The organism is Pseudomonas gingeri (assembly GCF_013385635.1).
Lineage (GTDB): Bacteria > Pseudomonadota > Gammaproteobacteria > Pseudomonadales > Pseudomonadaceae > Aquipseudomonas > Aquipseudomonas gingeri_A.
This window is the reverse complement of sequence record NZ_JACAPR010000006.1, coordinates 156289-168637: the sequence shown is the minus strand read 5'-3', so window position 1 is coordinate 168637 and position 12349 is coordinate 156289. Positions and strand designations below refer to the sequence as shown.

Genomic DNA, 12349 nt, shown 5'->3' with positions numbered 1-12349 from the left:
CCGGCGATGGCGGCGCTGAATCTGGCATCACCACCACAGGCAAACACAGGTTTCAGCCGAAGAACCAGTAGCACACCCCGATGGCCGCCAGCACCCCGGCCAGCTCCGCCAGCAGGGCGCAGCCCACCGCGTGGCGGGCGCGCTGGATATTCACCGCGCCGAAGTACACCGCCAGTACATAGAAGGTGGTTTCGGTACTGCCCTGGATGGTCGCCGCCACCAGTGACGGGAAGCTGTCCACGCCCTGGGTCTTCATGGTCTCGATCAGCATGGCCCGGGCGGCACTGCCGGAGAACGGCTTGACCATCGCCGTCGGCAACGCATCGACAAAGCGCGTGTCCCAGCCGGCCCACTGCACCAGGTGACGAATGCCGTCGAGGCCGAAGTCCAGCGCCCCGGAGGCGCGCAGCACACCAATCGCGCAAAGCATCGCCACCAGGTATGGCAGCAGGTTCCTGGCGACGTCGAAGCCTTCCTTCGCCCCTTCGACAAACGCCTCGTAGACCTTCACCTTGCGCAACGCGCCGATCACCAGGAACAGCATGATCAGGCCAAACAGCGTCAGGTTGCCGAGGATCGACGACAGTGCCGCCAGGGCTGTCGCCGACAAGCCGGCCAGCACCGCCATGAAACCGCCGAGGATCAACGCGCCGGGCACCAGGTAGGCCAGCACCACCGGGTCCCACAAGCGCAGGCGCTGCATCACCGCCACCGAGAGCAGGCCGACCAGGGTCGAGGCACTGGTCGCCAGCAGGATCGGCAGGAACACCAGGGTCGGGTCCGGCGCGCCCTGCTGGGCGCGGTACATGAAAATGGTCACCGGCAGCAGGGTCAGGGACGAGGCGTTGAGCACCAGGAACAGGATCTGCGCATTGCTCGCCACGGTCTGGCTCGGGTTGAGTTCCTGCAGGGCGCGCATGGCCTTGAGGCCGATGGGCGTGGCGGCGTTGTCCAAGCCCAGGCCGTTGGCGGCGAAGTTGAGGGTGATCAGGCCGATGGCCGGGTGGCCCCGGGGGACTTCCGGCATCAGGCGGCTGAACAGCGGGCCGAGGGCCTTGGCCAGCCAATCGACGATCCCGGCCTTTTCGGCGATCCGCAGGAAACCGAGCCAGAGGGTCAGGGTGCCGAACAGCAGGACCATCACCTCGACCGACAGCTTGGCCATGGCGAAGATGCTTTCCACCATGACGGCGAAGATCCCGCTGTTACCGCCCACCAGCCATTGCGCCAGGGCCGAGACCATTGCCACCAGGAAGAAGCCGAGCCAGAGGCCATTGAGCATCGAAAGAACTCCTTGAAGATGCGGCGAATGATAGCGGTCGGGCCACAAACAACAAACCCCGGAAAATCCGGGGTTTGTCTGGCACCGCTGATCGTTCCCACGCTCCGCGTGGGAATGCTGCCCTCGACGCTCTGCGTCGCCGCCGGAAAGCTGGACGCGGAGCATCCGGTGAAGCACTCCCACACGGAGCATGGGAATGCCCGGTCATCAGCCCTTGGCGGTCTCACCGGCCGGCAGTGGCTCCTTGCTGCGCCAGTGCGGCAGGGAGTTCCAGTAGCGCTGGCCCTTGGCGTCGTCGTACATGCCTTCCCAACGGGCGATCACCAGTACCGCCAGGGCGTTGCCGATCACGTTCAAGGCGGTACGCGCCATGTCCATCACACGGTCGACACCGGCGATAAAGGCCAGGCCTTCCAGCGGAATGCCCACGCTGCCCAGGGTCGCCAGCAGCACCACGAAGGACACGCCCGGTACGCCGGCAATGCCCTTGGAAGTAACCATCAGGGTCAGCACCAGCAGCAATTGCTGGCTGATGGACAGGTCGATACCGTACAGCTGGGCAATGAAGATCGCCGCGATGCTCTGGTACAGGGTCGAACCGTCGAGGTTGAACGAGTAGCCGGTCGGGACCACGAAGCTGCAGATGGCCTTCGGCGCACCGTAGGCTTCCATCTTCTCGATCACCCGTGGCAACACGGTTTCCGAACTGGCGGTGGAGTAGGCCAGGACCAGCTCGTCCTTGAAGATGCGCATCAGCTTGAGCACCGAGAAGCCGAACAGGCGGGCAATCAGGCCGAGCACGACAAAGGCGAAGAAGATGATCGCCACGTAGACCAGCACCACCAGCTTGGCCAGGGGCAGCAGCGAGGCGAAACCGAAGTTGGCCACGGTCACCGCGATCAGGGCGAACACACCGATCGGCGCGTAGTTCATGATCATGTGGGTGACCTTGAACATGCTTTCCGAGACGCCCTGGAACATCTTCACCAGCGGGTCGCGCAGTTCCGCCTGCAGGCTCGACAGCCCGAGGCCGAACAGCACCGAGAAGAAGATGATCGGCAGCATCTCGCCACGCGCCATGGCGGCAAAGATGTTCGAGGGAATCAGGTTGAGGATGGTTTCGATGAACGCATGCTCATGCTGCACTTCGGCGGCGGTCGCCTGGTACTTGGAGATATCCACGGTACCGAGGGTGCTCATGTCGATGCCCGTGCCCGGATGGAACACATTGGCCAGCAGCAGGCCGACGACAATGGCGATGGTGGTGACGATCTCGAAGTAGATGATGGTCTTGAGGCCGATGCGTCCCAGCTTCTTCGCATCGCCGACACCGGCGATACCGACCACCAGCGAGGAAATGACAATCGGGATCACGATCATCTTGATCAGGCGGATAAAGATGTCGCCCGCCGGTTGCAGGACATTACCGACCCACCAGGCCTTTTCGGCACTGAAATGGTTGAGCAGCGCGCCGATTGCAATCCCCAATACCAGACCGATGAGGATCTGCCAGGCGAGGCTGAGCTTTGCCTTCTTCATGTCATTACCCTTACTTCAAGTTGACTCGGGCAGAAGCGTCTCCCCCGTACCTGTTGGCACGCGAAAAGAGCGGGCATCTGCCTCATGGAAGGTCACCGCGAGCGAGCCTGAAGGCTCTTTGGCAGGCGAAAAAAGGCGCAACTATTCCGATGCAAGGGTGGCACGTCTAATGCCGTAAACGCCTACCCTATGCCGAATCGGCATGACTTTCATCCAAGGATACGTTCGGCCAACGGACTGAAAACAAGACGTTTCTGCCGTACAACCTACCGTAAACCGGCCATCCCAGAGCAATTGCTCTTATCTTTCGGGCGGATAAAAATCCTGCTGTTTTTGTGGAAAAGTCTTACAAATTCAGGCTCTGGAAGAGAGCCTCGGCGGGGTTTTTCTAGATATACGGTCACGCGGGGGATTGGATCCGATACTAATCAGCACTTAATGTCAGAACGACATAAAGACGAAACAGCGGCAAGCCACAGGGACCGCCCTGCAGTTTGCCGCCTGTTGCCTTCGCCTGACCCGGCCCTTGCGCAGGTACTCCCTGTACCCGTAGGTCGCTCCGATCCTGAAACAACCAGAACATCCCGGCCCCCTGGTCATGCAACCGCCGTCCTCGGGCGGTGCAGGGGTAGAAGCCCGTGTCGGGCTTCTGCTCTTTCAATTCATCGAACCCGGTCAGCCGCGCCCGCGTCGACCGAAGAAAAACGAAGCAACAAACATCACGAGGAATACGACAAAGAGAATCTTGGCGATACCTGTGGCGGTGCCCGCGATACCACCGAAGCCCAGCACCGCGGCGACAATGGCAATGATCAGGAATGTGATTGCCCAGCTCAACATGATGATTCTCCTTACCTTGACCTGCGTTTTTTGGCGGCTGCCTGTTACTGCTCGTTGCGACGGAGCGCCCTGCGGCGCTGCGCTTGTTACCTAGAACACCCAACGTTCCTGCCGTGGCAGATCGGCCGGCGATTCAGCTTGCTCGACCGGCATCAGGGTGTAGGCACCGCGGTCGACCGAAGCGGGACCGGCGGCGCTGAAATGGGTCTGGACCGGGACCTGGAAAGGCACCCGCTGTACCTCGATCACCGGCTGGCTCCAGCGCTGGAACGCCTGGCCGGCAATCAGCGTCACCAGCAACGCCAGGAGGGCAAAGAGCCCTTGCTGCAAGTGCAGTGGCGAAATACGCAATTGGGCGGCACGTTGGCGATTCATCCTGAAGCTCCTCCGACACAGTATTTATTCTGGGTTGGCGCGGCGAGGGACCGGTTCAACCTTGGGCAAGAGGACTATTGCAGCCTGCATGCCAGCTTTTTTGTCAGATAAATACCAATAAAATCAATATGTTATAAACACACCAAAACAGCACGGAGCAGCATCCTGCACGATGCCCGGATTGTGGTCGTGCGAAATGCACGATAGGTTCATGCAAGAGCGCCTAGAATGCTGGAACAAATCAGCCACAAATCCGCCGGAATTAGCTGGGGTGGCGGCTGTCGGAAGCAAAGAGATTAAAAAATTCCCTAAATCAGCGGGTTAGCAATCAGGGGTAGAGACCGTTACCCTGCGGGTCATGGCCTCGATCAGAAGGGATCATGCAACCTGCCCGACTCGTCCGGGATCCATCAGGAACATTCATATTAAGGAGCGTGGGACATGGAATCAGCCACGGAACACCAAGGCCGCATTCTGCTGGTGGATGATGAGTCCGCCATCCTTCGCACCTTTCGCTACTGCCTGGAAGATGAAGGCTACAGCGTCGCCACGGCCAACAGCGCCGCCCAGGCCGATACCCTGCTACAGCGCCAGGTGTTCGACCTGTGTTTCCTCGACCTGCGCCTGGGCGAGGACAACGGCCTCGACGTGCTGGCGCAGATGCGCATCCAGGCACCCTGGATGCGGGTGGTGATCGTCACGGCCCACTCTGCCGTCGATACCGCGGTCGATGCGATCCAGGCCGGCGCCGCCGACTATCTGGTCAAGCCTTGCAGCCCCGACCAACTGCGCCTGGCCACGGCCAAGCAACTGGAGGTCCGGCAACTGTCCGCACGCCTCGAAGCCCTCGAAGGCGAAGTGCGCAAACCCAAGGACGGCCTCGACTCCCACAGCCCGTCGATGATGGCGGTGCTGGAAACCGCCCGCCAGGTCGCCGGCACCGATGCCAACATCCTCATTCTCGGCGAGTCCGGGACCGGCAAGGGCGAACTGGCCCGGGCCATCCACGGCTGGAGCAAACGCGCGAAGAAATCCTGCGTCACCATCAACTGCCCGTCGCTGACCGCTGAACTGATGGAAAGCGAACTGTTCGGCCATAGCCGGGGTGCCTTTACCGGCGCCAGCGAAAGCACCCTGGGCCGGGTCAACCAGGCCGACGGCGGGACGCTGTTCCTCGACGAGATCGGCGATTTCCCGCTGACCCTGCAACCCAAGCTGCTGCGGTTCATCCAGGACAAGGAGTACGAACGCGTCGGCGACCCGGTAACCCGTCGCGCCGATGTACGCATCCTCGCCGCCACCAACCTGAACCTGGAAGACATGGTGCGCGACGGGCGCTTCCGCGAAGACCTGCTCTACCGGCTGAACGTCATCACCCTGCACCTGCCGCCCCTGCGCGAGCGCAGCGAGGACATCCTGACCCTCGCCGACCGTTTCCTCGCGCGCTTCGTCAAGGAGTATGCACGGCCCGCCCGCGGCTTCAGCGACGAAGCCCGCGAAGCGCTGATCAACTACCGCTGGCCGGGCAATATCCGCGAGCTGCGCAACGTGGTCGAACGTGCCAGCATCATCTGCCCGCAGGAGCGCGTGGAGATCGGCCACCTCGGCATGGCCGAGCAACCGACCAACAATGCCCCGCGCATCGGTGCCTCGATGAGCCTGGACGAGCTGGAGAAAGCTCATATCGGTGCTGTCCTGGCCACCAGCGACACGCTGGACCAGGCGGCCAAGACCCTGGGCATAGACGCCTCGACGCTGTACCGCAAACGCAAACAGTACAACCTGTGAGGCGCGCCTCATGAAGCTGGCGATGAAGTTGCGTACCCGCTTGTTCCTGAGCATTTCGGCACTGATCACCGTGGCCCTGCTGGGCTTGCTGTTGGGCCTGGTCAGCGTGATGCAGATGGCCAAGAACCAGGAGTCATTGGTCAGCGACAACTTCATCACCCTCGACCTCGGCCTCAAGCTGCGCCAAAGCCTGGGCGACCAGTTGATCATCATGCTCAGCGAGAACCCCGACCAGGCAGCCCTCCAGGCCTCGCGCACGCACTACCTGGAGCTGCTGCGCGAAGGCATCGACCATGAGCAGAACAGCGATGTACGCGGCGGCTTCGCCCAGGCCCGGATCGACTACGAGAACTTCCTGCAGGTCTTCGAGCGCTCACGCAGCGGGATGGTCGGCAACGACGAACTCACCGCCAGCTTCAACACCCTGCGCAACGGCCTGATCGTCGAGCACAAGCAGGCCCTGGGCAATATCAGTTCCACGCAAAGCGACGCCCGCAACCGCGCCCTGCTGATCGCCGGCCTCTTGGGGGTTGTCGGGTTGGCGGTACTGATCATCGGCTTTATCACCGCCCACGGTATCGCCCAGCGTTTCGGTGCACCGATCGAGGCACTGGCCAAGGCGGCGGACCATATCGGCCAGGGCAATTTCGAAGTCACCCTGCCGATCTCTTCAGCCGATGAAATGAACCAGCTGACCCGACGCTTCGGCCTCATGGCCGAGGCCCTGCGCCAGCATCAGGCGACCAATATCGATGAACTGCTGGCCGGCCAGCAGCGCTTGCAGTCGGTGCTCGACAGCATCGACGACGGGTTGCTGATGATCGATCGTCAGGGTCACCTGGAACACCTCAATCCAGTGGCCCAGCGCCAGTTGGGCTGGGACGCCGAACGTCTCGGCCAGGGCCTGGGCGAAGCCCTCGGGCGGCCGGAGCTGGACGAACAACTGAGCCTGATCCTGCGCGGCGGCAGCCTGGAACGGGCACCGGAAGACCTCGAAGTCGAGGTCGAAGGCGAGTCCCGCCTGCTGACCTACAGCCTGACGCCGGTCAGCCATCCTCAGGGCCATATCCTCGGCGCGGTGATGGTGCTGCACGACGTCACCGAGCAGCGAGCCTTCGAGCGCGTGCGCAGCGAGTTCGTCCTGCGCGCCTCCCACGAACTGCGCACCCCCGTGACCGGCATGCACATGGCTTTCGGTCTGTTGCAGGAGCGCGTGCATTTCGACAGCGAGTCGCGGGAAGCGGACCTGCTGAACACGGTCAACGAAGAAATGCAGCGGCTGATGCAACTGATCAATGACCTGCTGAATTTCTCGCGTTACCAGAATGGCCTGCAAAAGCTCACGCTGACGCCCTGCGATATCGAGGAGCTGCTGGAAAAAGCCCGCGAGCGCTTTGCCGACCAGGCCCTCGGCCAGGGTATCGACCTGCAGATCGAAGTCCAGCCGCCGCTGCCACGCCTGCATGCCGACCACCCGCAACTCGATCGGGTGATCGACAACCTGCTGGACAACGCCCTGCGCCACACCGCCGAGGGCGGGCAGATCCGCCTGCAGGCGCGGCGACATGGCGAGCGGGTGATCATCAGCGTCGAAGACAACGGCGAAGGTATCGCCTACGGCCAGCAGGGGCGGATCTTCGAACCCTTCGTCCAGGTCGGACGCAAGAAAGGCGGGGCCGGTCTCGGCCTGGCGCTGTGCAAGGAAATTGTCCAACTGCATGGCGGGCGCATGGGGGTCTACTCAAGACCGGGGCAGGGTACCCAGTTCTATATGGCGCTGCCGCTCTAGGCCCTAGGCCTCGTCATCCAGGCGCCTTGCGGTCAGGCGCCGGCCACGGGTGATCATCTCGATAAACTGCACCGCGGTCAGCGCCTGGGCGAACAGCCAGCCCTGTCCGTAGTTGACGCCTTCGCTACTGAGCAGCATGGCCTGGGCCTCATACTCGATGCCTTCGGCAATCACCCGCAACTGCAGGGCATGGGCCATGCGGATGATATGCGGCGCGACACCGCTGCTGGCGGCGTCATGTCCCAGGGCATCGATAAACGCCTTGTCGATCTTCAGGCAATCCACCGGCAACGTCTGCAGGTAGGCGAGGCTGCAGTAACCGGTACCGAAGTCGTCGATCAGCACCTGGTGCCCGACATCGCGCAAGGCCTGCAGGTTGTCCCGCGCCACCACCACATCGATCAGGCCGCGCTCGGTCACTTCAAAGGCAATCTGGCTGGCCGCCACCTTGTGCGCCCGCAACAGGCGGCCGATGACTTCGCCGATACGCGGGACCATCACATCGCACGCCGCCAGGTTGACCGAGATATACAGCTGCGGATTGGCCCGCAGCACCGGCCCGAGCTGCTCCAGCAGGCGCTGCAGGACAAAGTCGGTGATCTGGCGGATCTGCCCGGTGTCTTCCGCCAGGGGAATGAATAGGTCCGGACTGGTCAGCGTGCCGTCCGGACGACGCCAGCGGATCAGCGCCTCGGCACCGACGCAATGGCGACTGCTCAATTCGAAGATCGGCTGGTACAACACCTGCAGCTCACCCCGGCGCAACGCCCCCTGCAACTCGCCATTGAGCGATTGCCGCTGCCGGGCGAACTGCAGCGTCAGGCCACCGATACAGGCCGCGATCAACAGGCTGGCGGGCAGCAGCCACCACCAGAGCGGGTTGAACTGCAACTGCATGGCGCTGCGCGGGGCCACCATCACCAACTGATACTCGGGGGTGCGGGTCGGCATGCGATAGATCAATTCCTGATCAGTGATCAGCAGCGGGTCATTACCCTGGCTCGTCCAGCCCTTGGGCGGCCATTCCTGGATCGGACCGAGGACCGGAATCGCCCGCTTGCCGTGATTGACCACCACCAGCAGGCTGGCGCCGGGCGGCAGCTCGACGACATCGGTCAGATGGCCGCGGGAGGTCGACACGCGGAAGTTGCCGCGCCCGAGCATCAGGGCCGCGAGGTTGTCGTTGGGCTGGGTCGAGGTGTTGAGCCAGTAGCTGTAGGTCGGACCGCGAATGTCCGGCGCCCGCGTGGAAACCTGAGAGTCCTGCCGGGGCCGGTTGGAACAGGACTGGACGGCATCGATGTAGAACGCTTCGTAGATAAACCGGTAACTGAAACCCAATTGCTGCAGGGTATCGATCATCTGCGCGTCGCAATCACGCAAGGGCTGGGCCTCGAGCAGATCGAGCCCTTCACGCAACTGGCCGAAAAGCTGCTCCAGGCGTTCGAGGAAACGCTGGCCCTGGGCATTCATCTGCTCGCTTTCATGCTGCCGGACCTGGCGCACCACCACGCCCAGGCTGCCGCTCAGCAGCAAGGCAGCACTGAACAGGGCCGCGAGCAACGCCAGCGACCAGGGACGATGGAACCAGGAGCGCAACGTCTCGCGAGCGGCCGGCATCATGGAATATCCGAAGAATTACCAATGAGTTATAGCAACTGATTGGCAAAATAGCGCTGACCGTCCGGCGGTGACGTTATTTTGACCGGTTGAGCACCTGCAGGATCGCCGCACTCTGCACATCGGCCACGCCATCGAAACGTGCCGGACGGAAGTGCATCTGGAACGCCGCGAGCACATGCCGCGTGGCCACATCCCATTCGCCGGTCTGCGGCGTGCTGTAACCCAGGTACTGGAGTTGCTGCTGGAACCAGGTCGCACTCGGCAACTGATAGGCGTAGGCCTCCTGCTGGCGGGCCACGGCCTGTTCGTCCGGCCACACCCCCAGGCCTTCGGCGGCCAGGCGTTTCCAGGGGAACAGCGGACCCGGATCCTGTTTGCGCAAGGGGGCGATATCGCTGTGGCCGATCACATGGCGCGGCTCGATATTGTTGCGCTTGACGATGTCCTTGAGCAGGACGATCAAGGCCTGCACCTGGGCTTCGCTGTAAGGGTACCAGACGCGCCCGGCAGGGGTGTCGCGGAACCCAGGGTTGACGATTTCGATGCCAATCGAGCTGGAGTTGAGCCAGGTACGCCCCTGCCACTCGCTTTCCCCGGCGTGCCAGGCGCGCTGGCTTTCATCCACCAGCTTGTAGATGGTCGCGGGATTGTTGTCGCCGATCAGGTAATGACTGCTGACCTGGCCGTGGGTCAGCAGGCGCAACGAGTTTTCCATATTCGCCGAGGTGTAGTGGACGACGACGAACTGCACGCGATTATCGTGATTGACCGATGGGTGGCTGCTGTCGATGCGTGGACCGCTGGAGCAGCCCGCAAGCACCAGGGCCGCGAAAAGGAGAGGGAGCAATTTCATGAGAGAGATGACAAGCCTGGGCAGTAACGCACTAGCATAACGTACGCCAGGCCCCGGCACCGGCCAAAGCAAGACTCTGTCACAAAACGACAGGTCCCGTTCAGCCCGTTTCCACCCGGTTGCGCCCGGCATCCTTGGCCCGGTACAACGCCTCATCGGCTCTCTTGAGCACATGATCGCTGCGCTCGCCGGCCTTGAATGCCGAGACTCCGATCGACACGGTGATGGTGACGCGCTCGCCCTTGAAGTGGAAAGGGCAGGCTTCAATCGCCGCCCGCAGGCTTTCGGCGAGCTTGAGCCCCGCCGCCACTGGCGTGCCCGGTACCAGCAGAACGAATTCCTCGCCGCCGAAACGGGCGATGAAGTCGCTGGGGCGCAGGCGCTTGCGCAACACGCTGGCGATGATCTTCAACACCTTGTCGCCGGCCAGGTGGCCGTAGTTGTCGTTGATCCGCTTGAAATGGTCGAGGTCGAGCATGGCGATCAGCAGGGTATTGCCATGCTGCTGCCATTGCGCGACTTCGTGGTCCAGGCGCTCGCTCCAGGCCGCGCGGTTGGGCAAGCCGGTGAGCGGATCGATCAGGGCCTTCTGCCGTTGTTCTTCGAGGTGATCGCGATAACCCTGGGCTTCCTGCTCCATGTGCGCGACACGCTCGGCCAGGCTTTGCAGGCGGCCGGCGACTTCCTGTTCACGCAAGTCGCGTTGCTGCTGATGCTGGTCCATGGTGCCCAGCAGGCCTTCGAGGCGGTTTTCCAGCACATGCTTGAGGCTGTCGAGGTCAGCAGCGTCCTGCACACTGCTCTGCAAGCCACCGACGTGCTCGCGCAACTGGCTGTGCAGGTCATTCGCCGCCGAGCGGCCTTCGGCGTGGCCTTCGCTGGCCGCCTGGAGATGAGTCTGGAACGATTCCAGGCGCTCATTGAGCTGCTGGAGATACACCTCGAACTCGTGCTGCCCGCTGTCGTTGATCGCCAGCATCAGCACTGCCAGATCGTCGAGGATCGGCAGCAATTCGTACCAGTTGAGCCCATGTTCGAGGCGGTGACGCATGGCTTCGGCATGGGGGCGATGGCGTTCGGGCAGCGTCAGGTCGTCCAGCAGGCCGAGCAGGGTGGACTCAATGTGTTCGGCCACGGAGCTGTAGGACGGCTCCGGCGATTCCGGCAGGGCGTAGAGCACATCCGGTTCGGGGTCCTCGGGATCGACCGCCGCCAGGGCCTCGGCCATCACCAAGGGCAATGGCAGGCTGTCGAGAAATGCCAGCGCTGGGGGCGGCACGTGTGTGACCGCTTCGGGCTGGTCGGGGCTTGCAACAGAGGCAGGCGCGGGTTCCGTCAGCGCTGCCGGGACAGCCTCGACCACGGGCGCGACCGCGACATCGCTGACCACCGGCGCAGGCATGCTGGCAGGCGCAACGGCCGCCTCGGAGAGCACCACCGGCGGCGTGTAGGCGACCACCTCGGCGGGGGCCGTCGGCAACGCCGTCTCGTGCTCTGATTCTGGCTCGATAGCAGCGACGGCGGGAGCGGGCGGCTCGGTAACGGGCGCGACCGCCACAGGGGCGGCAACGGCTGGGATGACAGGCTCGGGCGCGGGTGGCGTGCGATCAAGCGCCGCCGCAGGCTCGACCGACAGCGGCGAAGCCACTGGCGCGGCGGTCGCAGTAGCGGCGACTTCCTGTGCCTGGAGCGGTGCGACGCCGGTCGCCGGCTCCACCGTCTCTTTCGACCCGAACAAACGCTGCAACAATCCCGGACGCTCCGGCCCGACAGGCTGTTCAAGCTGGGTCAGGGCCTTGCCCTGCAAACCGCTCAATTCGCTGAGTAGCAAGGGAATCTCGCGGGCCTGGCCGACCCGGCCATCGAGCTGCTTGGCGAAATTCTTCAGCGGCCTGCTCACTTCTCGCGGCAGCGGCAGGGACTGGAGCTGGGTGACCAGCGCCGTCAATGCGCTGCTGATCTGTTCGACACGGGTCTCACGCCGTTGCTCGGAATCGAGCACGGCTTTTTCCAGGCGTGGCAACAAGGCCGCCAGGGGCCCGTCCATGTCGTCGGTGCGCACCACCTCGCGCATTTCCTTCATGCACTGGTCGACCGCGCGATCGGTACCTTCCGCCGCCAGGGTGCTGCGCACCAGCCCACGGCGCAGCAAGTCCAGGCGAGCATCCCAGCGACGCTCGAGCTTTTCCTGTTGTTCGATGCTTTTAAGGTACTTCTCTTTCCAGCGCTGGGCTTCTTCGCTGCTCATTGCACGGCGTCC

Annotated in this window: 9 protein-coding genes; 2 read left to right on the top strand and 7 right to left on the bottom strand. The window is 63.1% G+C overall.

Annotated elements, in window-relative coordinates:
• Positions 1-52: 52 nt before the first annotated feature.
• The 4 genes from HX851_RS05200 to HX851_RS05185 form a co-directional block, all read right to left on the bottom strand.
• A complete protein-coding gene (locus tag HX851_RS05200; RefSeq protein WP_177062106.1) occupies positions 53-1282 on the bottom strand; it encodes a nucleoside recognition domain-containing protein in 1230 nt (409 codons plus the stop codon).
• 207 nt (positions 1283-1489) lie between these two features.
• Positions 1490-2821, bottom strand: a complete 1332-nt coding sequence (gltP, locus tag HX851_RS05195) for a glutamate/aspartate:proton symporter GltP (protein ID WP_177062104.1) — start codon at positions 2819-2821, stop codon at positions 1490-1492.
• Between the two features lie 675 nt (positions 2822-3496).
• Positions 3497-3661: a DUF1328 domain-containing protein gene (locus HX851_RS05190; protein ID WP_007989444.1), complete on the bottom strand. Its 165-nt coding sequence runs from the start codon at positions 3659-3661 to the stop codon at positions 3497-3499.
• A gap of 90 nt (positions 3662-3751) precedes the next feature.
• Entirely contained in the window at positions 3752-4036 is a 285-nt protein-coding gene (locus HX851_RS05185; RefSeq protein WP_177062102.1) for a hypothetical protein, read from the bottom strand.
• Between the two features lie 441 nt (positions 4037-4477).
• Here HX851_RS05185 and algB point away from each other — a divergent pair, with 441 nt between their 5' ends.
• Both algB and HX851_RS05175 read left to right on the top strand, forming a co-directional pair.
• Positions 4478-5824, top strand: coding sequence for a sigma-54-dependent response regulator transcription factor AlgB (gene algB, locus HX851_RS05180; protein ID WP_177062100.1), 1347 nt, complete (start codon positions 4478-4480; stop codon positions 5822-5824).
• Positions 5825-5834: 10 nt separating this feature from the next.
• Positions 5835-7613, top strand: a complete 1779-nt coding sequence (locus tag HX851_RS05175; protein ID WP_177062098.1) for a KinB sensor domain-containing domain — start codon at positions 5835-5837, stop codon at positions 7611-7613.
• Positions 7614-7616: 3 nt separating this feature from the next.
• On the opposite strand, the gene HX851_RS05170 is transcribed toward HX851_RS05175, so the two are convergent.
• From HX851_RS05170 to HX851_RS05160, 3 genes are all read right to left on the bottom strand, one after another.
• Entirely contained in the window at positions 7617-9233 is a 1617-nt protein-coding gene (locus HX851_RS05170; protein ID WP_177062145.1) for an EAL domain-containing protein, read from the bottom strand.
• Between the two features lie 76 nt (positions 9234-9309).
• Positions 9310-10089: an N-acetylmuramoyl-L-alanine amidase gene (locus tag HX851_RS05165; protein WP_177062096.1), complete on the bottom strand. Its 780-nt coding sequence runs from the start codon at positions 10087-10089 to the stop codon at positions 9310-9312.
• Between the two features lie 100 nt (positions 10090-10189).
• Positions 10190-12337, bottom strand: coding sequence for a GGDEF domain-containing protein (locus HX851_RS05160; RefSeq protein ID WP_177065217.1), 2148 nt, complete (start codon positions 12335-12337; stop codon positions 10190-10192).
• Positions 12338-12349 lie beyond the last annotated feature (12 nt).

What these genes read in the sequence shown, in the direction of transcription:
- HX851_RS05200 (WP_177062106.1), bottom strand. Translation starts at nt 1,282, where the DNA reads ATGCTCAATGGCCTCTGGCTCGGCTTCTTCCTGGTGGCAATGGTCTCG.
- gltP (WP_177062104.1), bottom strand. Translation starts at nt 2,821, where the DNA reads ATGAAGAAGGCAAAGCTCAGCCTCGCCTGGCAGATCCTCATCGGTCTG.
- HX851_RS05190 (WP_007989444.1), bottom strand. Translation starts at nt 3,661, where the DNA reads ATGTTGAGCTGGGCAATCACATTCCTGATCATTGCCATTGTCGCCGCG.
- HX851_RS05185 (WP_177062102.1), bottom strand. Translation starts at nt 4,036, where the DNA reads ATGAATCGCCAACGTGCCGCCCAATTGCGTATTTCGCCACTGCACTTG.
- algB (WP_177062100.1), top strand. Translation starts at nt 4,478, where the DNA reads ATGGAATCAGCCACGGAACACCAAGGCCGCATTCTGCTGGTGGATGAT.
- HX851_RS05175 (WP_177062098.1), top strand. Translation starts at nt 5,835, where the DNA reads ATGAAGCTGGCGATGAAGTTGCGTACCCGCTTGTTCCTGAGCATTTCG.
- HX851_RS05170 (WP_177062145.1), bottom strand. Translation starts at nt 9,233, where the DNA reads ATGCCGGCCGCTCGCGAGACGTTGCGCTCCTGGTTCCATCGTCCCTGG.
- HX851_RS05165 (WP_177062096.1), bottom strand. Translation starts at nt 10,089, where the DNA reads ATGAAATTGCTCCCTCTCCTTTTCGCGGCCCTGGTGCTTGCGGGCTGC.
- HX851_RS05160 (WP_177065217.1), bottom strand. Translation starts at nt 12,337, where the DNA reads ATGAGCAGCGAAGAAGCCCAGCGCTGGAAAGAGAAGTACCTTAAAAGC.